The sequence below is a fragment of the Paenibacillus albidus genome (genome assembly GCF_014644435.1).
Classification (GTDB): Bacteria; Bacillota; Bacilli; order Paenibacillales; family Paenibacillaceae; genus Paenibacillus_AQ; species Paenibacillus_AQ albidus.
The window spans coordinates 181,771-204,287 of sequence record NZ_BMKR01000001.1; the positions used below are offsets into that span (position 1 = coordinate 181,771).

Annotated in this window: 22 protein-coding genes and 1 pseudogene; 10 read left to right on the forward strand and 13 right to left on the reverse strand. The window is 53.7% G+C overall.

Annotation, left to right across the window (positions count from 1 at the left end; genetic code table 11):
• Both IEY53_RS00770 and asd read left to right on the forward strand, forming a co-directional pair.
• Entirely contained in the window at positions 1–1,092 is a 1,092-nt protein-coding gene (locus IEY53_RS00770; RefSeq protein WP_189021712.1) for a YheC/YheD family endospore coat-associated protein, read from the forward strand.
• A 100-nt stretch (positions 1,093–1,192) separates the two neighbouring features.
• Positions 1,193–1,984, forward strand: coding sequence for an archaetidylserine decarboxylase (asd, locus tag IEY53_RS00775; RefSeq protein WP_189021713.1), 792 nt, complete (start codon positions 1,193–1,195; stop codon positions 1,982–1,984).
• A 173-nt stretch (positions 1,985–2,157) separates the two neighbouring features.
• On the opposite strand, the gene gpmA is transcribed toward asd, so the two are convergent.
• A complete protein-coding gene (gene gpmA / locus IEY53_RS00780; RefSeq protein WP_189021714.1) occupies positions 2,158–2,907 on the reverse strand; it encodes a 2,3-diphosphoglycerate-dependent phosphoglycerate mutase in 750 nt (249 codons plus the stop codon).
• Between the two features lie 161 nt (positions 2,908–3,068).
• On the opposite strand from gpmA, the pseudogene IEY53_RS35675 reads away from it, so the two are divergent.
• Together IEY53_RS35675 and IEY53_RS35680 are read left to right on the forward strand one after the other, a co-directional pair.
• Positions 3,069–3,335: pseudogene (locus tag IEY53_RS35675) on the forward strand (diguanylate cyclase domain-containing protein); the annotation flags it as partial.
• Between the two features lie 64 nt (positions 3,336–3,399).
• Positions 3,400–4,008: an EAL domain-containing protein gene (locus tag IEY53_RS35680; protein WP_268240737.1), complete on the forward strand. Its 609-nt coding sequence runs from the start codon at positions 3,400–3,402 to the stop codon at positions 4,006–4,008.
• A 524-nt stretch (positions 4,009–4,532) separates the two neighbouring features.
• Here IEY53_RS35680 and IEY53_RS00790 read toward each other — a convergent pair.
• Both IEY53_RS00790 and pdxR read right to left on the reverse strand, forming a co-directional pair.
• Entirely contained in the window at positions 4,533–5,318 is a 786-nt protein-coding gene (locus IEY53_RS00790) for an AraC family transcriptional regulator (protein WP_189021715.1), read from the reverse strand.
• 76 nt (positions 5,319–5,394) lie between these two features.
• Positions 5,395–6,939 carry a MocR-like pyridoxine biosynthesis transcription factor PdxR gene (gene pdxR / locus IEY53_RS00795; protein WP_189021716.1) on the reverse strand — a complete coding sequence of 515 codons (1,545 nt, stop codon included), beginning with the start codon at positions 6,937–6,939 and terminating at the stop codon, positions 5,395–5,397.
• A 122-nt stretch (positions 6,940–7,061) separates the two neighbouring features.
• Here pdxR and IEY53_RS00800 point away from each other — a divergent pair, with 122 nt between their 5' ends.
• From IEY53_RS00800 to IEY53_RS00810, 4 genes are all read left to right on the forward strand, one after another.
• Entirely contained in the window at positions 7,062–7,676 is a 615-nt protein-coding gene (locus IEY53_RS00800) for a pyridoxamine 5'-phosphate oxidase family protein (RefSeq protein WP_189021717.1), read from the forward strand.
• Between the two features lie 170 nt (positions 7,677–7,846).
• The gene (locus tag IEY53_RS00805; RefSeq protein WP_189021884.1) at positions 7,847–9,148 is read left to right on the forward strand and encodes an aminotransferase class I/II-fold pyridoxal phosphate-dependent enzyme; all 1,302 of its coding nucleotides are present in this window, start codon (positions 7,847–7,849) and stop codon (positions 9,146–9,148) included.
• A 150-nt stretch (positions 9,149–9,298) separates the two neighbouring features.
• Positions 9,299–9,415, forward strand: coding sequence for a YjcZ family sporulation protein (locus tag IEY53_RS34875; protein WP_215183411.1), 117 nt, complete (start codon positions 9,299–9,301; stop codon positions 9,413–9,415).
• A 573-nt stretch (positions 9,416–9,988) separates the two neighbouring features.
• The gene (locus tag IEY53_RS00810; protein ID WP_189021718.1) at positions 9,989–10,426 is read left to right on the forward strand and encodes a hypothetical protein; all 438 of its coding nucleotides are present in this window, start codon (positions 9,989–9,991) and stop codon (positions 10,424–10,426) included.
• Here the strand turns inward: IEY53_RS00810 and thrS are convergent.
• The 6 genes from thrS to IEY53_RS00840 form a co-directional block, all read right to left on the reverse strand.
• A complete protein-coding gene (gene thrS / locus IEY53_RS00815) occupies positions 10,423–12,339 on the reverse strand; it encodes a threonine--tRNA ligase (protein ID WP_189021719.1) in 1,917 nt (638 codons plus the stop codon). The genes IEY53_RS00810 and thrS overlap by 4 nt on opposite strands.
• Before the next feature lie 372 nt (positions 12,340–12,711).
• Entirely contained in the window at positions 12,712–13,932 is a 1,221-nt protein-coding gene (locus tag IEY53_RS00820) for an ABC transporter permease (RefSeq protein ID WP_189021720.1), read from the reverse strand.
• Between the two features lies 1 nt (position 13,933).
• Complete coding sequence (locus IEY53_RS00825; RefSeq protein ID WP_189021721.1) at positions 13,934–14,680, reverse strand: ABC transporter ATP-binding protein; 747 nt, start codon at positions 14,678–14,680, stop codon at positions 13,934–13,936.
• Positions 14,677–16,071: a DEAD/DEAH box helicase gene (locus IEY53_RS00830; protein WP_189021722.1), complete on the reverse strand. Its 1,395-nt coding sequence runs from the start codon at positions 16,069–16,071 to the stop codon at positions 14,677–14,679. The genes IEY53_RS00825 and IEY53_RS00830 overlap by 4 nt, the downstream gene beginning before the upstream one ends.
• A 96-nt stretch (positions 16,072–16,167) precedes the next feature.
• A complete protein-coding gene (locus tag IEY53_RS00835; RefSeq protein WP_189021723.1) occupies positions 16,168–16,944 on the reverse strand; it encodes an SDR family NAD(P)-dependent oxidoreductase in 777 nt (258 codons plus the stop codon).
• A 29-nt stretch (positions 16,945–16,973) separates the two neighbouring features.
• On the reverse strand, positions 16,974–17,429 hold the full coding sequence (locus tag IEY53_RS00840) for a chemotaxis protein CheX (RefSeq protein ID WP_189021724.1): 456 nt from the start codon (positions 17,427–17,429) through the stop codon (positions 16,974–16,976).
• 252 nt (positions 17,430–17,681) lie between these two features.
• On the opposite strand from IEY53_RS00840, the gene IEY53_RS00845 reads away from it, so the two are divergent.
• Entirely contained in the window at positions 17,682–18,584 is a 903-nt protein-coding gene (locus tag IEY53_RS00845) for a LysR family transcriptional regulator (RefSeq protein WP_189021725.1), read from the forward strand.
• A gap of 42 nt (positions 18,585–18,626) precedes the next feature.
• The gene (locus IEY53_RS00850; RefSeq protein ID WP_189021726.1) at positions 18,627–19,436 is read left to right on the forward strand and encodes a histidinol-phosphatase; all 810 of its coding nucleotides are present in this window, start codon (positions 18,627–18,629) and stop codon (positions 19,434–19,436) included.
• A 104-nt stretch (positions 19,437–19,540) separates the two neighbouring features.
• Here IEY53_RS00850 and IEY53_RS00855 read toward each other — a convergent pair whose 3' ends face one another.
• The 4 genes from IEY53_RS00855 to IEY53_RS00870 form a co-directional block, all read right to left on the reverse strand.
• Positions 19,541–20,032 (reverse strand): HXXEE domain-containing protein, encoded by a 492-nt coding sequence (locus tag IEY53_RS00855; RefSeq protein ID WP_189021727.1) that lies wholly within the window; start codon positions 20,030–20,032, stop codon positions 19,541–19,543.
• Positions 20,033–20,197: 165 nt separating this feature from the next.
• Positions 20,198–20,740 (reverse strand): GNAT family N-acetyltransferase, encoded by a 543-nt coding sequence (locus IEY53_RS00860; RefSeq protein WP_189021728.1) that lies wholly within the window; start codon positions 20,738–20,740, stop codon positions 20,198–20,200.
• Positions 20,741–20,780: 40 nt separating this feature from the next.
• Complete coding sequence (locus IEY53_RS00865) at positions 20,781–21,719, reverse strand: metallophosphoesterase (protein ID WP_229695903.1); 939 nt, start codon at positions 21,717–21,719, stop codon at positions 20,781–20,783.
• A gap of 59 nt (positions 21,720–21,778) precedes the next feature.
• Positions 21,779–22,498 carry an ion channel gene (locus IEY53_RS00870; RefSeq protein WP_189021729.1) on the reverse strand — a complete coding sequence of 240 codons (720 nt, stop codon included), beginning with the start codon at positions 22,496–22,498 and terminating at the stop codon, positions 21,779–21,781.
• Between the last annotated feature and the right edge of the window lie 19 nt (positions 22,499–22,517).

The following is a 22,517-nucleotide window of genomic DNA, read 5'->3' on the forward strand; positions in this document are numbered from 1 at the left end:
ATGGCGCAAAAGCTCGTCGGAATATTGCTAAATGCCGCTGTGCACCGGGGGGTGCCCCGGCAAAAAACAGGACAGGAATCCCTGTTGAACTATGAGGAAGCCGCAGCCGCCTACGGCATAACTCCCGTTTTTCTCAGATTGGCTGATATCGATACCGATTCAGGCTTCTGTGCTGCCTATATACATGGACCTCAGGGCTATAGAAGAACTATCCTTCCAACTCCAAGCGTAATCCATAACCGGGCCATCTACGGCACTGACAGTCCAGGCATGAAACGGCTGCTCCGGCATGTCCCCCGGGTATTCAACAACAACAACCGTTACGGCAAGGATGAGATTCACGGGCTGCTGGCACAAAATGAGGAGCTGCGCCGTTATTTGCCGGAGACAGCAAAGGGGCTGGCAGGGCTGGCAGCGATGATGAACCGCTACCCGGACCTCATCCTGAAGCCTTGCAGGGGCAGCATAGGCAATGGCGTCATGCGGCTGGTCCGTGTCCGCACTAGCTCATGGCGCTGGAATTTAACCTATCTGCCAAGGGGAGCGAGACACTGGGCCACGCTTCCGGTAGATCAGGATGCTTTGCCAAGGGCACTGCGGACCCGGCTCTCCAAAGTCCCTTATCTCGTGCAGGAACGTATACCGCTTGCCGAGATGAACGGACGTCCCTTTGATCTGCGCGTCACCGTCCAGCGCGGCTGGGGCGGGGAGTGGCAGGTCACCGGGCTGTTCGCCAAGCTGGCTGCTCCCGGCGGATTCGTCTCCAATATCGCACGGGGCGGCGAGGCGCTCAGCTCCGCCTATGTGCTGGATACGGCTTTCTCCAGCAGGGATGCGGCCATTCTCCGCATGTCGCTGGAGGCGCTTAGCCTTGCTGTTGCCCGGTCACTGGGCCAGCGGCTCCCGGGCCTGGCAGACATCGGCCTGGACATTGGCCTGACCAGGGATGGACGGCTTTTTTTCATCGAAGCCAATGGCCGGGATCAACGTTACGGATTCCGCAAAGCCGGGCTTCAGGAAATCTGGAAGAACAGCTACCGCAAACCTATGGGCTATGCCCGTTTTCTGATGGAAGAGGCCGGTCCCGGATAACTCTTATTGATTTGTCTCCTATTCTATGTCAATATAATGCAGAGCGGTGACAGCCAGTCTTGCACAGGCTGCGCGGCTGCATGATGGAAGGGAGATGGGCATGGTTAAACAATTACTGCGGCTGATGACCGAGCTGTCCTCACACCGATGGCTTTCCCGGATCATGGGCGCTTTGGCCCATAGCAGAATCAGCCGTTTTTTGATTCCGGTATTTATTCGTTCTTACCATATTCCTGCGGGCGAGGCGGAGCATAGTCCCGGGGACTACCGTACACTCAACGAGTTCTTCAGCCGCCGGCTGAAGCCGGGGATGAGGCCCGTCGCCGAAGGTGACGATGCACTGGTCAGCCCGGTCGATGCACTGATTACGGCTATGGGCGACATTACTTCAGGAACACTTATGAATGTAAAAGGCCAGGATTATAATCTGGAGGAGCTGCTGAACCATTCCCCGCATCTGGAGCGGTACAAAAAGGGCTTCTTCTTCGTGCTCTATTTAAGTCCTACTGATTATCACCGCATTCATTCGCCGCTTAGCGGGCAGAAGGTAGAGAGTGATTATATCCGCGGCCGGGCCTATCCCGTCAATGAATTTGGCATGCGGCATATGAAAGGCGTCCTGAGCCGTAATGAACGGCTCATTACTTATATAGCCGGCAAACACGGGGAAGCCGCCGTAGTGAAGGTGGGGGCGATGAACGTCAGCAGTATCCGCTACGCTGATGAGCAGGCGTCCGAATGGGAAAAAGGCGGCGATCTGGCCTATTTCGAATTCGGCTCCACTGTAGTGCTGCTAACGGAAAGCGGCACCTTCACTCCGCGTCCCGGACTGCGCAAGAACATGAAGGTGAAGATGGGCGAGCTGCTCGGCACGATGCGCGCTCCACTGTAACAGGCAAGGCCAAAAGGGCTCCGTGCGGAAAATCGCCTGGAGCCCTTTTTAATTTATATCATGGAGGTATTATAGCGAATGAATCAGGAAATGTCTGGCAGAGGTGAGTCTGGTAACTACAGCTTTTATGGATTAGGAGAATTAGGGCTTTTTCTAGAGGCCAACTCCTCCCCCTACTCCGTCACCTTACTCTGATTCGCCACCTCGCGGGCTTTAGCCTGGACCTCTTCCGGCTCCCCGAGATAAAAGCGGCTGATTGGCTTCACATCATCATCCAGCTTATATACGAGCGGTACACCTGTAGGGACGTTGAGTTCAAGCAATGTGGGTTCATCCAGGTCTTCCATGAATTTAATCAACGCGCGCAGGGTATTGCCATGCGCCGAGATAAGTACCCGCTCCTTTTTGCGGATCAGCGGCACAATGCGGTTGGCCCAGAAGTCGCCGACCCGCTGTACCGTATCCTCCAGGCTCTCCCCCCGCGGAATGTCGCCCTGACGGACTTCTTTGTAGCGGACATCATTCCTCGCATAACGTGGATCATCCGGTTCCAGCAGCGGCGGACGCATCGACAGACTGCGGCGCCAGATATGCAGCTGCTCATCCCCGTATTTCACCGCAGTCTCGCTTTTGCTCAGCCCCTGCAACGCGCCATAATGGCGCTCATTCAGCTTCCATGATTTCTGTACCGGGATCCATAGCAAATCCATCTCGTCCAAAATATAATTCAGTGTTTTAATGGAACGCTTCAGCACCGATGCAAAGGCCAGATCGAACGTGTAGCCGGCATCCTTCAACAGCTTTCCCGCATCCTTCGCCTCTTGAATACCCTTGTCCGTCAAGTCGGGATCACTCCAGCCCGTAAACAGGTTCTGACGGTTATACTCACTCTCACCGTGCCGTATCAATACCACTTCGTACATGTTCTCTCTCTCCTTTGACCATAATTTCGTTTATTCTTTTCCCCTATTATACTCCTGCAGATTTGCAATTAATAATTGTTTTCGGATTACCAGTTTGATCTTTACGTTTCAGGTTTAAATATATTAAAAATCTTTATCCCTTCGAGGTGGGGAATCATTCCGTGAAGCTGTCTGCTTCTGTAGGCATTGCCAGGTTTCCGGAGGACGGCCTGGACGCGGACTCGCTGATCAAACACGCAGATACGGCCATGTACAGCGCGAAGGAAAACGGCGGCTCCCAATACCAGTTCTACGATGCAGAAAGGGACCAGACAAGCCTCGAACAGATGATGCTGGAGAACGATTTGGAGAAGGCGCTGGCAAACGATCAAATCAGGCTGTTCTACCAGCCCAAAATTGATATCCGCACCAGTAACACGGTCGGGCTGGAAGCCCTTGTCCGCTGGGCACATCCTGTTCTCGGCATCATCCCCCCGCTGCAATTCATCCCGGGTGGCGGAGAAGTCGGGGTTCATAGTCCCGCTGGAGCAATGGGTCCTGCGCACCGCATGCTGCCAGCTGAAGAAGTGGGAAGCCGCAGGCCGCAGAATTGTCCCCATCGCCGTGAACGTTTCCCAGGTCCATCTGATGAAGCCGGATATTTTTGCTTCCATTATGAATACGATACGGGAGCTGGACTTTGATACCTCGCTGCTTGAACTGGAAATCACGGAAAGCGCGATGATGCATAACGAAGAGCATGTCATTACGATTCTGAGCGATCTCCGGCAAGCGGGGATTTCCGTCTCCATGGACGACTTCGGGACTGGCTACAGCTCACTGAGCTATCTGCACAGTCTCCCCATCGGGTGCCTGAAGATCGACCGTTCCTTTGTCCAAAAGATCACTACCGACCCCGACAGCCGCGCCATTGCCGAGATGATTATCTCGATGGCCAAGCAGCTCAGGCTGACAATTGTCGCTGAGGGTGTCGAAACCGAGGAGCAGGTCACCCTGCTGAAAGAACTGCAATGCTTTAATGTCCAGGGCTTTTATTACAGCAGGCCGGTGCCTGCGGAGGAGATTATGGGGGAGTATGTCCAACGGATGACAATGAATTAACAAGGCGGATTCAGCATCCAGCGGGCTGTGATTTACGACAGCTCAACGAGCTCTAAGGGAATTCTGCCCATTAAGTTCACGAATCCTGCCTAAATGTCCACTTTATAGGGAAAAACACCCACTAATCCTAGGCTGCATATGATATTACCGTCAAGTTGCCATCATTAGAGGGTGTATTTCCCTCTATTCACCCATTATTAGCTGTTTCGACCGAATTAACGGGTGTAATTCCCGGTAGGATTCCAGCGTAAGAAACCGGAGCCTCTGCAGGCTCCGGTTTCTTCTTCGTATATGTCCAGTTCGTCTCAGAACCAGTAGTTAGCCGCTATTCCTCTAGGCTGCTTTAAACGTTTTAAGCGGTTTCTAAAAATCCCGCCGCCTCCACCCTTGCAATCCGTATTGCAAATCCGGCGCCTGATGATCATTCCCTCGTCTTCCTTTCCAAGATGTTATGTAAATTCTCTGTAAAAACCAGGTTCCAAGTATTTACCCTGACATCCCCGGGCTGAAACAATCGGCACCGATCAGCGGATCTCGGAGGGGCTTTTGCCGGTGTGCTGTTTGAACTGGCGGCTGAAGAAGAAAATGTCCCGGTACCCGAGCGCATCCGCCACCTCTGTCACATTCATCCCGGCATATAGCAGCAAGTGCTGGGCCCGTTCAATGCGGGCGCGGATCACATAGGATTGCACGGAAGAGCCGGTAAGCTCTTTGAATTTGATCGAAAAATACCGCGGCGACAGCCCCGCACGGGCAGCCAGATCCTCCACGCGGTGCGAGGCGCCGGGGTGCTGGCTCACATAGTTGGCCACCTCATGAATCACCTCAGCCAGCTGATTGCTGACATGCCGTTCAATCGGCATGACCCGGTCCTCGCGCAGCAGATGAATCATCAGCTGCTTCAGCACAAGCTGCCCCTCTTCTTCGGCCGCAAAGGTGCTGACCAGAAAGAGGCGGACATACCTTGCCAGCAGATGCTCAAATTCCACCGTATCTTCCATCACACGGTAAGGCTGCGGAATTTCCATAACTTCAGCATCCACGTCGAAATGAATATATGTAAGCACCAGCGGCTTTTGCGGATTATGGGTTGCACTGGTGTGGTCACCGGGCCGGAACAAAAAGCAGCTTCCCTTGCCGACCTGAACGGGTACGCCATTGCGCACAACCGTCCCTTCCCCGCTCCAGACATAGAACAAATCATAATTTTGCAGCGGCTTCTCCCGTTTCTGCCACTTCCAGCTTGGTTCACATACAATTTTCGCCAAGGCGGGCAGGATGACAAACGAGGACGGCGATGCATGCAGCATAACATTCCCTCCCAAAATATGGTTCAGTATGAAAAGTAATCTTATCCAGGTTCCCCTTATCTTTCATCATACCTTGTCACGCTTCATTTTGCACATCGTCCGCGGCCAGCACCAGACGCTGCACCCCTTCCACAAGCTGAGCCGCCGACAAATGGGCAAAAGAAAAACAGGCCGCCGGTTCGCCTGGCCCGGTACGGTACAGCCGGACATCTCTGAAATCCGTGCCGTGTGCAAGCGCCGCCGCCCGGAACGCAGCGAATGCTTCCGGACGGCCCAGCCAGCGTGCATACACCTGCAGGCCCGCATCGCCGGGCCGTGCTTCGAAGCAGCTGCCCAGCCGCTCACCCAGCAGGCTGCGGAGAAGACGCCCGCGCTCGCCATAGATGCGGGTCATCCTCCGCAGATGGCGGTGGTAGCCGCCGGTATTCATAAAACGAGCCAAGGCCCGCTGCTCCAGAAGTCCGGCCGGAAGCGGCTCATAAAGAGCCTTGGCCGCGATGACAGGCTGCACCAGCGCGGGCGGCAGCACGGCATAGCCGAGCCGCAACGTCGCGAACATGCTGCCCGAGAACGAGCCGATGTAAACGACCCGTTCTCCCCGGTCGAGGGCTTTCAGCGGCTCGATGGGGCGTCCGGCCCAGCGGAATTCGCTGTCATAATCGTCTTCGACGATGACAGCATTGTGACGCTGCGCCCACTCCAGGAGCGTACGCCGCCGCTCCAAAGGCAGCACCGCGCCGGTCGGGAACTGGCGGCTGGATGTCACAAACAGCAGCCGGGCGTCCCAATCCTCCGGCACAAGCCCGCGGTCATCCACCTCGCCGGGAAGGAGCCGGCCGCCGGCCACCTCTACGGAACGGTGGATACCGTGATACCCAGGGTCCTCCACAACAGCCGGACTCCCCGGAGATAGGAGCAGCTGGGTCAGCAGCACGATGCCCTGCATCGAGCCGCTGAACAGCACAATCTGCTCCGCATGGGCACGGATGCCGCGCGTAATCCGCAGATGGGCGGCAATGGCCTGCCGCAGCCCTTCATCTCCTGCGGGCGGGCCGTTGTCTTCCAGCAGGCCGCCTCCCTGACCCCCGGCGTACGCCAGCGCACTGCGCCATTCGGCATACGGGAAGTGCTCCATCCGTAGACCACTGCTGCAGAAGCTTATATGATCCCCGCCAGCAGGAGCATCCGCAGAGAACGGCCGCTTAAGGACACGCTGACCCCAGGCAGAAAGAACAATCCCTGACACTGCCTGGGCCGCCGGGTCGGCAGAGTCCGCTGCGGCAGCTCCCGAATCCGTACCGCCGGAAGCAGAAGCTCTGCCCTCTTCTTCGCCCTCTACGCTCTCTCTCCCGATTCCTGTCTCTCCCGTGACTCCCTCCGCAACAAAAGTGCCCCGGCCCGTCTTCGCCTGCACATATCCGTCAGCCAGCAGCATGTCATAGACCTGTGAGGCCGATCCCCGGGACAGATCATACAACACAGCCAGCCGGCGTGTGGACGGCAGCTTCGTCCCCCCGGGAAGTGTCCCCTCCACGATAGCCGTCCGGATCGCATGATAAAGCGCTAAATATTTATACCGGTGCATGGCCAGATTTTGGTCATAAGCCAACGTAATTTCCACAGTCTCAGCCCTTCCTGTCCAAGTGGACCACTAAAAAAATTGTAAATCGGACCTTTTTTATTGTCAATTTTATAACTATTCTAAATAAATCAAAGCTACTATTAGGAAAGAGGATGAGCCTGATGCGCCGACAAGAATTTCAGATCGAACAGGAAGAGGAGCTGACTGCTTTTCTGGACGGGATGAGCTACGGCTTTCTCGGCACCAGCGATGAACAGGGACAGCCGCGGGTAACCCCGCTTAATTTCGTATACACCGGAGGCAGTTTTTATTTCCATGGCAGCCATGCCGGTGGCAAAATGGAGGTGATCCGCCGCCAGCCTAAGGTCTGCTTCACAGTCGCTGATGAATACGCGCTAATTCCTTCCTATTTCAGTGATCCGCAGCTCGCCTGTCCGGCTACCGCGTATTTCAAGAGCGTCACCGCCTTCGGTAAGGCCGAGCTTGTGGAGGATAATGCCGAAAAAGCGGCGGTCTTCACGTTGTTTATGAAGAAGCTGCAGCCGGAGGGCGGCTATGCCCCCATAGATGCGGCAGATCCGCGTTACCGAGCCCGCCTCAAAGGTGTGGCCATGGTCCGGATCGCCCCGGAAGAGATCACGGCCAAGTTCAAATTCGGACAGAATCTGAAGGACGAAGAGCGGACAGCCGTCATCGAAGGATTATCCGCTCGTGGCGGCGGGCGTGACCCGGAAACGATCGAGCTGATGAAGAAATACTGCCCCTACCACTCCTGATACAGACAGATTTGCGGAACTGTCTTTCTGGGAAAGACAGGCTCTGTAATTGTTCTCAAACTATTTTGAAAATCCGTTCTTTCCACAGTGACGTCGGCATTCCCCGGTGATATAATGTTAGGCAATGTTAGCAGTATATATCCCAGAAGAATACCGGAAGGATGAAACTGATGAATGCACTGGCTGGACAATTGAATGAAAGTATCAAAGCCGGCAACGAACATGTATATGAAATGCTCTCAAGCCTTGGCAAGGACATCTACTTTCCCAAGGAAGGGATTCTGAGCCAGTCCGCTGAAGCGGCTGCGAATGCCAAGAAGTATAATGCAACCATTGGGATCGCTACCGAGAATGGCGTACCTATGCACCTTGGCATCATTCAAGATAAGCTCTCCGCTTATAGTCCAAAGGATCTTTACAGCTACGCTCCCCCGGCAGGCAAGCCGGAACTGCGCACCGTCTGGCGGGAGAAGATGCTCCGGGAGAATCCTTCTCTTGAAGGCAAATCTTTCGGTAACCCTATAGTTACCAATGCCCTGACCCATGGGCTTAGCATTGTCGCCGATCTGTTCGCCGAACCGGGCGACGCTATTATTTATCCGGACAAAAACTGGGAGAACTACGAATTGACTTTCGGCATCCGCCGTCAAGCCGAGACCGTGAACTACCCGCTCTTCACCGAAGACATGAGCTTCAACAGCGCGGGTCTGCTGGAAGCGCTGCTGTCCCAGAAGGAACGCGGCAAAGCAATTGTTCTGCTGAACTTCCCGAATAACCCTACCGGATATACGCCGGGTCTTCGTGAAGGCGAAGAGATCGTAGCAGCAATTCTCCGTGCGGCCGAAGCAGGCATTAATGTCGTAGTGGTCAGTGATGATGCTTATTTCGGACTCTTTTTTGAAGATTCTCTTACGGAATCCCTGTTCGGACGGCTTGCTAATCTGCATCCGCGTGTACTGGCTGTGAAGATTGACGGAGCCACCAAGGAAGAATTCGTCTGGGGCTTCCGCGTAGGCTTCATCACGTATGCTTCGGAGAACAAAGAACTGCTTGCTGCCCTGGAGCAAAAAACTCTCGGGATTATCCGGGCCACCATCTCCAGCGGACCACACCCGTCACAGACCTTCGTGCTGGATGCGCTGAAGTCCCCCGAGTTCGAAGCACAGAAAGAAGAGAAATTTCTGATTATGAAGGGCCGGGCCAACAAGGTGAAGACGCTGCTGGACAGCGGCAAATACGGAGATGACGTATGGACGTATTATCCGTTCAACTCCGGCTACTTCATGTGCCTGAAGCTTCATACCGTTTCGGCTGAAGACCTGCGCCTGCACCTGATTCATAATTATGGCCTGGGCACCATTGCGCTGGGTGAGACGGATCTGCGGATTGCTTTCTCCTGTATTGAAGAGGAGAATCTGGAAGACCTGTTTGATCTGGTCTATGCAGGCATCCGTGATCTCGAAAAAGCTTAATTCAACATAGGTTCGGTAACTCCGATCAGCCCCGTGAATCACGGGGCTGATTTTTTTGTGAGCTTGATGCGGCATTGGCCCATACACGAATTCCCCCCGGCACATACAATACGATGTACTCAAGTACAACAACTCACACGCGAAAGGGGAATGAACATGAGCGAAGAAAGAGGCGGATATGGATACGGCGGTGCGTTTACAAGCACAGGTGCCATTCTGGTACTTTTCATCCTGCTTGTCATCATCAGCCGTTCACTCTTTGTCTAACCGGGAATGAACATCCCGGGAGGGAGCCTAAGCGCTCTCTCCCATTACCCGCGTTCACGCGACATTCCCTCATGAAGTTTAAAAAAACGCCATAACGGGTGTTGAGCCCGCTATGGCGTTATTTTGGCATGTTTTTCCGGTGACAGCACAACCTTTGCCCGCTCCCCCTCGTCCATATTACTAGTACAGTATCAGATTAAAATAAGGGATTCTGAAGGCTGTTTGATATGGATTAGCGTTCGTCACCAGCTTTCGATCTGTTCTAATGTATATCGTACCTCAGAATGGTATAAACGAGGCTCAAATATCCATAATGATGTATTTTGTACATTCAAAGGATAGCCCTAAGGCACTTTTTGGCGAATGCTACGGTTCCTGCTGCACCAAAACCACTAAAATCCTAAAACGAGCCTACTTTTTCCCATCCTGATGTATAAAGAGCATTCTAGCGATCTCCGCCCTAGGCTTACAGCGTGCCTCCCGGGAGGTAGCTTTCGAATGCGCCATCTATTCCCGCCTTTTAAAAGCTGATGCTGTACTAGTACAATTCTCAGAGGGGGATGGTTTTTTACTATGATTAGGCATTATCTGTTCATGTGGTTCAATTTCATGGTGTTATTTACGCTTGCTTCGTTCGCCCTGGAAGTGCTGGAGGGCAATAAGATTACAACAACAGAATATTGGGGTCTGCGTGACCTCGGTCTGGTTTTCCCTTTCCTGTGGGCATCAGCCGCTTTCGTCATCTACCCGGTCCTGGTGTTGCCGGTAAGCTGGGTGATGCACCGGTGGATCCGGACGCTTCCGCTGCGTATTTTGCTGTTTACCTGCCTGGGTGCCGCCGGCGGCCTGCTTATTTTCCGTGAATCCTATAACGAGTACTTTGTCCATGGCTACCAGCTGCAGAGGAGTACCGCTGCCCTAACCTTTGGAATTATGGGCTTTTGTTATACGCTTGTTGACCGTTATCTGCCCTCTCTCTTGAGCAGAAACAGGGGCAATGTCCGAGCTTAATCCATCCTCTTCTGCAGGATCTCCTGAGTGATACGCTCGATAAATGCTGCCGGCTCTGCCGATTCCGTATCCTTTTCGCCCCGTTTGCGAATGGACAACGTCCGGTCTGTCAGCTCCTGCTCGCCAAGCACAAGCATGTATGGAACCTTCGAGAGCTGCGCTTCACGAATTTTGTAACCCAGCTTCTCATTGCTTGCATCTACCGTTACTCTTATTTTCGAAGCTTCCAGCAATTTCTTCACCTCATAGGCATAGTCCGCATATTTGCCGGATACCGGCAGAATCTTCACCTGCACCGGTGCCAGCCACAGTGGGAACGCACCCGAGAAATGCTCTGTCAGGATGCCGACGAACCGGTCAAGGGAACCGTAAACCGCTCGATGAATCATCACCGGCAGGTGCTTCTGGCCATCTTCACCGATATAGGACATCTCAAATTTCTCCGGCATCTGAAAATCCAGCTGAATAGTGCCGCACTGCCAGCTTCTTTTCAGCGCATCAAGGATATGAAAGTCGATCTTGGGCCCGTAAAAAGCGCCGTCGCCCTCATTCAGCCGATAGTCTGCGCCGTGTTTCTCCAGCACATTTCGCAGCGATTGCTCCGCCTTGTCCCACAGTTCAGGGGCTCCCATATAATCCTCGGGGCGGGTAGAGAGCTCAATCTTGTATTCAAAGCCAAACACTTTGTAGACATGGTCGATCAGCGAGATGACGCGGTTCATCTCCTCCTCAATCTGCTCAGGCAATACGAACAGGTGCGCGTCATCCTGGCAGAACGTACGGACCCGCATCATACCGTTCAGGGCCCCGGAGAATTCATGGCGGTGTACCTGGCCGAATTCCGAAATCCGGATCGGCAGATCCCGGTAGGAGTGCAGGCTGTTTTTGTAGACAAGAATATGTCCCGGACAGTTCATGGGCTTAAGCGCAAACTTCGTATCGTCCACATTGGTAAAATACATATTGTCTTTATAATGATCCCAGTGGCCCGATTGCTCCCAAAGCCGGTTGTTCATCATCAGCGGTGTGCGTACTTCATCGTACCCCTCTTGTCTTTGCAGCTCACGTGCAAAATCCTCAAGCGCTGTACGGATCGTCATCCCGTTCGGCAGATAGAACGGCATGCCGGGCGCTTCCTCGGAGAACATGAACAGCTCCAGTTCCTTGCTGAGCTTGCGGTGATCCCGTTTCTTCGCTTCTTCCAGCAGATGAAGGTGCTCATCCAGCTCCGCCTGTTTCGGAAAAGCTGTGCCGTAAATGCGCTGAAGCATCCGGTTATTCGAGTCCCCCCGCCAGTAGGCCCCTGCTACACTCAGCAGCTTGAAGGCCTTGATGCGGCCCGTTGACGGCAAATGCGGCCCCCGGCACAGATCGAAGAATTCGCCTTGATCGTAAATTGTAAGCTCAGCATCCTCCGGCAGGTCGCGGATCAATTCCAGCTTGTAGGGATCGTTCAATTCCGTATATATATCGACGGCCTCCGCACGGCTCACCACGCGGCGTACCATCGGCAGATTCTCCTGCACAATTCGCTTCATTTCCTTTTCGATCGCCGGGAAATCCTCTACGGAGAGGGATTTCTCCATATCGATGTCATAATAGAATCCATCCTCGATCACAGGGCCAATACCGAGCTTAACCTCCGCTTGACCGTAGATTCTCTTAAGTGCCTGAGCCAGCAGATGGGCCGTGCTGTGCCGGTAAACCTTCAGCCCTTCCGGGCTGTCCAGCGTTAGAATTTCCACCTGGCTGTCCTCATCTATCGTCCGGTTCAAATCGGCCGGCTGGCCGTTGATCTTGCCGGCTGCCGCCGCCTTCTTTAGTCCTGAACTAATGGAACCGGCAATATCCAGAATGCTTACTCCCTGCTCGTATTCCCGGACCGAACCGTCCGGCAGTGTTGCTTTTACCATTTCATTTATCCCCCATCCACATGTTATTGAACGCAAAAAAGCACTCAGTCCCAAGGGACGAGTGCGTTCAACTCGTGGTTCCACCCTAATTTGACCCGTAACGAACCCGGGTCCTCATCAGCATCCGGTAACGGGGATGAATCGGTGAAGTATACTTCCGCCTGAACAGACCGGCGGGTTCCACCACACAGCTACAAAGGGGTAACTCCAATGCCACTACTGAAGAAGCTTGCACCAATCGCTTCTCTCTCTGTGCAGCCTGTGCAGAGGAATCATGTCTTTGATCGTTGCTACATATGTCTTGCTTGACGTTGATTATAGATTCAGCCAAATCCAATGTCAAGCTATAATTTCAGAGTGCGGCTTGGGCGGCTACAGATCATCATCTTCCAGACGCGCTTCCTTACGGGACATATATCCTTTGAACAGAAAGGCCAGCAGCACACCGGCAGCCACAGTTCCGGCAGCGGGCAGCAGTCGTTCCCCGAGCGTGGTCAGGAATGGCAATCCCAGCACCACGGCCAGAATCAAATGAGTGCGAAAGACAAAGGCCGTAGTATTCTGCCCCTTCGTACCTTGCGGCAGCGGGTAGATGGTCAGCCAGAACGACTCGCTGTGCAGCTTGCGCAGTGACAATAGCTGTACACCGACGATGAACAGGAAAAATAAATAGATAGCCGTCCCGACATAAGTGCCGCGGTTCCACCAGGACAGCAGCAGACCCAGCAGCGCGATCCGCAGCACAATTCCAAATATATCGCCCCGTGCAAAACTTTTGGTCAGCAAATAACGGTAGGCCGTATCACGCCGCCATGGCATCGAGCCGCCCCACTTGGACAAATAGCGGCGTGCATAGACCCGCTGCTCGCGGCCCGGCACGTCCACGAACCATCCGAGCATCATTAAGGCGCGGGCCCCCTGATTCTTCTCCGTTGCAATCAGCCGTTCCCAGGGGACCGCGTGGCGTGCAGGCACATGGAGCGCCACCAGATAGGCGGCAGCCAGCAGCACGATAAAGAGCAGTCCGCGGCCTGCCGGCTGCCACAGCCAGGCGGCAATGATCAGGCCGCACACCGCCCAGCGCAGCAGTGCATAACTGCCGGATGCCGGACGGGAGAGCAGGGAGAGCTCCCGCCATAAGCCGAAGCTCGCCAGTAGCTTCACGGCAAGCAGAAGCAATGCCGTTGCAAAGAGCAGCTTGGGTGAAGCTTCCGTACGTATGTACAGCGGCCACAAGGTAATCAGGATGAAGGCCAGACGCAGGATTTTCCACAGGTTCCCTCTAATCCAGGCGGGAACAAAATACTCCCGCATCCGGTGCTCCTGCGGCAAAAGAAATACCGTATCCGGAGTTTGCAGATAGGTCCGGAATCCGCTGTGCGTTGCCGCCGGCAGCAGCAGAGCCAGCATAATCCAGCGGATGGGGATGCCGTCCGGTACATCGCGGAGCAGCGAGGTGTACCAAGCGGAGAATGCGATGATCACAAACAGGAAGACCATCGCCACTCCGCTTTGAATAATATAGCCCACATAAGGGAGCAGCTTGCCCATGGCCTGGCTGTGCCGCTCCCGGCGCAGCTCCTTCAGATCCATATTATTCGCCTCCCTGCACCAGCTCATAGAACAACTGTTCCAGGGACTGGCCGGGCCGCTTCGATGCAGCTGCGATCTCTGCCAGGCTGCCTTCGGCAATCACCTTGCCCTGATGCAGCACAATAAAGCGGTCGCAGTAGTTCTCGATGGTCGAAAGAATATGAGAGCTCAGCAGAATTGAAGCACCGGAATTCTTCAGTTCCAGCATGAAATCCAGCAGGGAGCGGATACCCAAAGGGTCCAATCCCAAAAAAGGCTCATCAATCACATACAGCGCCGGGCGCGCCACGAAGGCGCACATAATCATCACCTTCTGCTTCATCCCTTTGGACAGGTGGGAGGACAAGGTATCCATCTTGTCCTCCATCCGGAACAGCTTCGCCAGCTGCAGGCTGCGGGATTCGTAATCGCTGCGTTCCACCCCATAGGATCGGGCCGTAAATTCAACATGCTCACGCACCGTCATTTCTTCGTACAGCAGCGGCGACTCCGGCACAAACGACAAAGCCCCGTGATACGCACCGGGGTCGGCCGCACGTGTCTTGCCAAGCACCGTAATATCGCCTTTATGTGGCGACATCAACCCCAGGATATGCTTCATGGTGGTGCTTTTGCCTGCCCCGTTCAACCCAATCAGCCCGACCATTTCTCCGGGCTGCACCTGAAGCCCGACATCATGGAGAACCGGCTTGTTCAGGCTGTATCCCCCCGAAAGGCCCGTAATTTGCAATACGGGAGTGTTATTCATCGACCGTCACCTCGCGGAGTTTTGTCTTTCAGCCACTTCGGCGCCCCTTTATTCTTGCCGCTCTGCCCACGAGCCGCATTGCCGGTGCGCGTACTGCCTGCCGGACGCGTCGGGTCCGGCTTGCCGGAGCCCGCGGGCGGGTTCACGCCCGCCGTGCGAACCGGCGGCTTGCCGCTGCGCGGGGCAAGCCCTTCGCGGCGCGTGCCGCCGCCCTCCGGGCGCTCTGCCCCGCCGCGTGAAGCCCCGCGGGCTTCATCGGCAGGGAGCACCCTGCCGCCGACCATTTCGCGCTCCGTAAGCGCAATGTCCAGTTCACGTGCGAACTTGCGCATGATGAAGGTCTGCTGCTCCGTCACAATGGTGACCGACAAGCCGCGGCGGCCCATGCGTCCGGTACGTCCGGCACGGTGCACATAGTGCTCGGAGTCAAACGCCGGATCAAAGCTGACCACCAGCGATAGATTCTCAATATCCAGGCCCCGGGCCGCTACATCACTCGCAACCAGCAAGCGGAATTTCCCGTCGCGGAACTTTGACAATACATTGCTGCGGGTTACCTTGTCGGCATCCCCGTACAAAGCGGCTGCTGTTAATCCAAGCTGGTTCAGCTTCGATTCAATCTCCCGGATATCCTCATTGGCATTCACAAATACAATCGCCCGTTCCGGATTATAGTGGCGGATGATACGCCGCAGCATCTCCATCTTGTTCCGTTCTTCGGCCACGACATAGTGATGCTCCAGACTCTGGGCCGTCATGACACCCGGATCTATACCCACCTCGGCCGGATTTTTCATTTCCCGTCCGGCCAGGGCTTTGGTCTCCGGGCCTATCGTCGCAGACAGCATGACCAGCTGGCGGGTGCGCAGTGCGCTGCTGATGATCTTTGCGACCTCTCCGGCTCCGCTGAGCTGGAACATTTGGTCCGCTTCGTCAATTACAATTGTGCTGACTTCATGCATCTTCAGCTTGCGCAGCCCGATCAGCTCGCGGATGCGCCCCGGCGTGCCTACAACAAGCTGCGGATGTTCGCGCAGCTTGTCAATCTGGCGTTTGATCGCCGCCCCGCCAATAAGGCCCATTACCCGAATCCCGCGCGGTTCACCATACCGCTCCGCCTCGCGTACAATTTGCATGGCCAGCTCCTGGGTAGGGGCCAGGACCAGCTTTTGCATGACCTTGTGCTCGGGTCTGATCCCTTGAAGCAGCGGCAGCAGATACGCCAGCGTCTTCCCTGTTCCTGTCTGTGAGGCCGCCAGAATGTCCCGTCCCTCCAGAAGCAGCGGAATGGTCTGCGCTTGTACCGGGGAAGGCTCATTGATGCCGAACTCCGCCAATCTGGCAATCAGGTCGTCCTCTATGCCAATGGCCGCAAAAGAAGCTTTATCCATATTAGGTATTCATCCTTTTCATTTGAGATCATATGTTCATTATATGCCAAAAAGGCCTCCCCACCAAATGGAAGGCCCGCAGTTTGCAGCACGCTGCTATTTTCTGTTCATTGCCTTATAGGTCAGCTTATCCGCAAGCCGCGGAAAAAGGCCATACAGACGGATGCCGAAACCCGCCAGCCGCGGGAGATCCAGCTCCTCCTTGCCCTTCTCCATAACAGTTATAATCTTGGCAGAAACGTACTCCGGGGTCATCATCATCCGGGCCACACTTTTCTCATATTTGCCGGATGGATCGGCTGTTTTGAAGAATTCAGTGGCAATGGGTCCGGGATTCACCGCTGAGATAATAATTCCGGTCTTGCGCATTTCCTGGCGCAGCGCATTGGTGAAGCCCAGCACAGCATGTTTGGTTGCCGTGTACGCCACCGATTTGGCTGTGCCGATCTTGCCGGCCATCGAGGCCACATTGATGATCTGGCCGGAGCCCCGCTCCAGCATATGTGGAACTACAGCCTTGGTGCAGCGGACAATCCCCATATAATTCACATCCATCATGTCATCGAATTCCCGGGGCTCCATATCCGTAAAGGCCGTAAATTTCCCATATCCGGCATTGTTGAGCAGAATGTCAATTCTCCCGTGGGCCGCCAGAATCTGCGCAAAGGTCTCCTGGACGTTCGCCTCATCTCTTACATCACAAATGTACAGCCCAAAAACGCCCGGTATCCCGGCCGCCGTCTCATTCAGCTTGTCTTCCGAGCGCGCCACAAGCACCGGGACAGCCCCTCGCTTGCTCAGCATCTGCGCAGTAAGCGCTCCGATCCCGCTCGACGCCCCCGTAATGACAACAACCTTATCCTTCAAGTTCATAAAAGTCTCTCAGCTCCCAACCCTTTGGCCTAGGAAATCATCACCTGAATATCCAGTTCTCCGATTCCTTCCATCATCAGCGGAATGCTCAGCGCCTTGCCGGACTGAAAGGACATTGCCTCTGACTTCATCAGCTTCGGCGGAGTGATATCAACCGTTACGCCCTGATTGGACAGAATTGTGCTGGCATTTCCGCTGATCATATTGCCAAGCTCCGAAATCGCGCTTTGGCCCATTTCATCCATTTCGGTAATGACGAAGCCGCCCATCATCACTGAAACCATCCGCAGTGCAACATGCTCTGCGATTCCAAAGATAATGTTCCCGCTCAGTTGGCCCGTCATTCCAACCTGAATCCATATATGATTATCAATCAGCTCAATGTCTTTAATTCCCAAGTTGCCGGTGGACGGCGAGACCTGAATCACCTGTTCAATTACAATGCGTGCAGACTCTAAAAACGGATTGATTACTTCTGCTTTCATGGAAGTGCTGTCCCCCCTATCCCGGGCTTTAGTCATATACCAAAAGTCCCAAGCAATATTGATTTATTATACTTCATATATCGGCACAATTCATCAAAAATTAATGGTCTTGCCGGAGGAATTCCAAAGTTAGTTGGCAGTAACATTGCCCTACCCGGTAGAATCTCCTATAATTTAATCAAATGCCAACATTGAGCGTAAGATATCCTTAAGTATTTCAACAACATTCGGTAGGCCCAAAGGAGGTCATTCATGAACATCAGCCAATTGGAGACACTCATTACCATTTCCAAAACCATGAGCTTCCGCAAAGCCGGAGAATTGCTCAATCTGACCCAGCCTGCAGTATCGGCCCAGATCAAAAGTCTTGAAGAAGAGTTCAAGACCCAGCTTGTGGACCGGAACCAGCCGGTGACGCTTACCGACCGCGGCAAAGTATTTCTGGAGCATGCGGAGCAGATCGTAGGCATTGTTGACGAAATGAAGCAACGGCTTGCGGATCTGGAGGAGAATCCCCAGGGCCACATTGTTCTGGGCACAACAACATCCATTGCCATTCAGATTTTACCGCGAATCCTGTCTTATTTTCAGGACCAGTTCCCCCATATCAAAACATCGATCTCCTCGATGTCATCTTCGCAAATTTATCAGCATGTCGAGAATGGACTGGTTGACGTCGGCATCGGCTACCTGATCGGGCGCAATCCCGGCATGACCACCTCCACACTGTATTATGATACCTTTGAGCTGGTTGTCTCTCCAAGACATCCCCTCGCACATGTCAAAACCGCCGGAATCGAAGCTTTGGGAAAAACGCCGCTCATCCTGCTCTCCCCCGATACGGTAGGGCGAAAGTTTGTCGATGAGGTGCTCGCGAAGCATGGTATTCAGCCCCAGCTCATCATGGAGCTGACCAGCAGCGAGGAAGTCAAACGGATGGTCGAGCTCGATCTGGGCGCCGCCGTCATTTCCAAGCAATCTGTCAATTCCGAGGTCCGGGCCGGAACACTCAAGATCGTCCCGATCATGGAGCTGGAAGTCACCCATCCGGTAGGTGTAATTACCAAGTCGGGCAAATACGTCAACTCCGCCATGCGGCAATTCTTAAGTGACCTCAAAGGCATGCCGGAAACCCAGTTCATCGGTTCAGAGTAACAGTTTGCCAAGCTAACCATGGCCAAAGGAGATGTTCTATTCATGAAATTCGACCTGCATACCCATCATGTCCGCTGCGGCCATGCCGACGGCACGATTCGGGATTATATCGAGGCCGGCATTGCTGCCGGGCTGGGCGTGATCGGCATATCGGATCACACTCCTTATTTCGGCAGCGCATCCGAGCAGGAGTTCCCTCATATAGCCATGTCCAAATCAGAGCTGGTCCACTATGTGGATGAAGTGCTGTCTCTGCAAAAAGAATATGCGGGCGTAATCGACGTACTGCTCGGGATTGAAGCGGACTACCTGCCCGAGCATGCGGAGCTTTACCGCAAGACGCTGTCCGCTTATCCTTTCGACTATATCATCGGCTCGGTGCATAACGTTGGAGGCATCAGTATTTTTAATAAAAACCGCTGGAAGAAACTCAGTCCTCAGGGTCAGATTACGGACAAAAGCACATATTACCGGCTCATCGCCGACTCGGCCCGCAGCGGTATGTTCCAGATCCTGGGACATATCGATGCGATGAAAGGCAACTATCCAGCCTTTTCGGACATCCCTGCCGATGCTGCCGTTGATGATTGTCTGCGTATTATCGGCGAAAACGGTGTTTCGATTGAGATTAATACCTCCGGCTGCACCAAAAAATGCGGAGGCTGGTATCCATCCGATGCCATTCTGGAACGTGCGCTTCATTACGGCGTCGAGGTGACCTTCGGTTCCGATGCCCACAAGCCTTCGCGCGTAGCCGAAGACCGGGAGGCGGTGGCCGCACGGTTGAAGGAAATCGGCTTCACACGGTGGGTGTATTACAAACAACGCGAGCAGATTGCCGTCCCTCTGTAGCCTAAGTTCCTTCAGAGGAGCTGCCGGGGACAAGCCCGCTAAACTGTACAGAGTCAGGAAGGCCTGTGGAAACAGCCCTCTATTGCGATAGAGGGCTGTTTCCTTTAAGGAGTATAAGAAAAAGGTGAAATTTTCTTTCCTGTTTTGAATAAGAGTGGGATCAGGACTAACAAAATTATCCCAACAACTATCGTAGCAAATAAAAGTTCTTTCCATTCAAGTAAATCGTTCTCAAACATATGTAGAAGAGTCAATGAATTGATCGGAATATTGAGCAGTAACCCGGTAACAAGTCCGGGGGCATACTTTTTTAACAGAATTGTTGCGATAAGATGGGGGAAGACAGCATTTAAAATCATGGAACCTAAAAAACCAACAAAAACCCACTTGGCCAAGTCGGATTGTGGAATATACAAATAACAAAAAGCAGATAAATAGGCCAATGCCGTTATGACAATAACTGCAAAATGAAATTCGTCCGGACTCACTGATTTTTGAAACTTTGAAGCCTCCTGTGACCATTTAGGCAGCCAAAGTGCCTCCTCAAGATTATGTAAAGTAATAGCGAAACAAAAAAATATCACCAAGTACTCCATTTGCTGTTCACTCCTCCAACACAAATCTATCAACAATGGGATTTAACATAACCATATACAAAAAAATGGACCCGACTCATCGGGTCCCAAAGCATTTATATTTTCAAAAGGGGGTCATGTACTTAGTTTAACCTGTCTCTGTTAGAGTTTGATAACGGTATTATTTCATTTGTGTAACAATGTGAATACTTTCATTACATCCTCCGCCGTGCCCGCCACCGGCAGCAGCCGTTCCAGCGTCATCCCGTTCTTCAGCATAACCCGTTCGGATCTGCTGTTATTTCCCCGGCAGCGTCCCTCTATTCTCGTTAGGCCCAGTTCCCGGACACAGTAACCGAGCAGCAGACCGACCGCTTCTGTCGCGAAGCCGCGGCCCCACCAGGCCGGGTCCAGCATATAGCCCAGCATAGCCCTGCCCTCACGCCGCTTCCAGTTCTGCAAGGAGACAATGCCGATCAGCCTCTGTTCTCCCTTGTGGCATACTCCCAGATGGAGTTCGTTTGGAGCGGAGACAGAGAGCAGACGTTTCAACAGCTTGTTCAGATAAACCGACTGCGCCCCCGGTTCGCCGCGCAGCAGCACATGCGGCCTGATCTCCGGATGGATGAGCAGCCTCCGCAGGGCTGGAGCATCCACCGGCAGGAGTGGCCGCAGATCGACAGTCTGTCCCCGCTGGATTGTTACCGGTAATTTGCCATGGTTGTCCATCACGCTCTCCTTTTCCAAAAATCCTGCCGGCAGCAGCCGGTCATGCCCGGTGCAGTGTCATGACCGTCAATTCGGGTCGGCACATGAAGCGGAGCGGCATTAACGTCTCGCCAAACCCCCGGTTCACATACACCGGCATGGCATTGACCGGCGTATAGTAAAGCCCGGATATGTATTTGAGCGATCCGTACGGAGTAAAAGGCGCTCCTACCAGCGGTAAACGGATCTGTCCGCCATGGCTGTGTCCCGACAGCTGCAAATGAAACGGATAGGTCTCGGCAATATCTGCGTAATCCGGTTCATGCATCATCAGAACCGTGAACGTTCCGGGCGGAACACCCTTGAGGGCAGCTTCCGGGTCCGGCTTGCCGTGGAGCAGGTCATCCAGACCGGTGACGGCCATACTTGCGCCTCCACGCTTAATTAGATAAGATTCATTGCGCAGTACAGTGAATCCCGCCTGTTGCCATAAACCGGTTAATCTTCCGGTATTCTTGTAGTCATGGTTCCCCAGAATAGCGAATTTGCCCAGTGGAGCCTTCAGCTCCGCCAGTATTGGCACAGAGGAGACCAGATCACCAGGCTCGCTGTCCACAATATCTCCGGTGAAGAGAATCAGATCCGGTTCGGCCTTCGTGATTTGGGCCGCCAAGCGGGCCAGGTCTCTTTCATCCTTGTTAAAGCCGAGATGCGTATCGCTGAACTGTACTAATCGGACCCCTGCAAACGCAGAGGGCAAGTCCTGCAGACGCAGATCCAGTGAGGTCACATCCAGCCAGCGCGGCTCTCCCTGCCAGGCATATCCGCCTGCAAGCAAGCCGGCTCCGATGACGGTGGCAGCTCCCCTGGCCAGAAATTGACGGCGGGTAATTTTGGGCCTGCCTCCCGTCCTGTCAGGCGAAGTTTTTTTCCCGCTGCCCTGGGCCGGTTGGTTCATATCCTTCGTATTAGGAGAAACCCCGGACGTTTCCTGATTCATTGGGAGTCTCTCCTTCCTTACCGGGGCACAGCAATGACACTGCTGCTTGTGCCCCGGTGTTATTCTTTGGCACTTCTATTCTTCCGATCCGGTTCCTTCACTTCCGCTTCAACTTCTTCTTCGACTTCCTCTTCAACTTCTTCTTCAATGTACGCTTCGACTTCCTTTTCCGAGCCTGGACCAAGGATCTTCCGGAACAAACCCAGCATAGACAGCGCATAAGCTACAGTGATAAAGCTGAAGCTGATCTGCATCACAACAACGAGCCGTGAAGTATTGTCGGTTGGGGCTATATCTCCGTAACCCACAGTAGTAAAGGTAGCAACGCTGAAATACAGGAAGGTAATCAACTGGCTGAGCAAATCTCCCCCCAGGTTTTCTCCCTGAAAAGAAGTTTGTCCAAACAGCTTATAGATGGATGTATATACGATTGTGAAAAAAACAATGCAGGAAAAGGCAGCGATGCTGATACGGAGCAATGTCTGCTGCAGCCTTACTTCCTTATCATTCGATTGCTTGATCTCATGGAAGATGAAAATAATATAGAACAGCACGGAAACCAGACAAAAGAAAAGAATCAGCGCCCGCATGCCGCCATTGCCCGGCACCAGAGAGCCCAGATCAATCCAGTCCAGCAAATCCTCCACCGAGATTAATACATAAATCACAATAGGAGTCAGCAGCACTCCTTGGTTGACCCACTTAAATTCCATCCTGTAGAACCACAATGCCAGCAGCAGCATTACAACGATATTAAGGGCCCAGATCCACCACTCCAAGGTTATTACACTCCTGTCC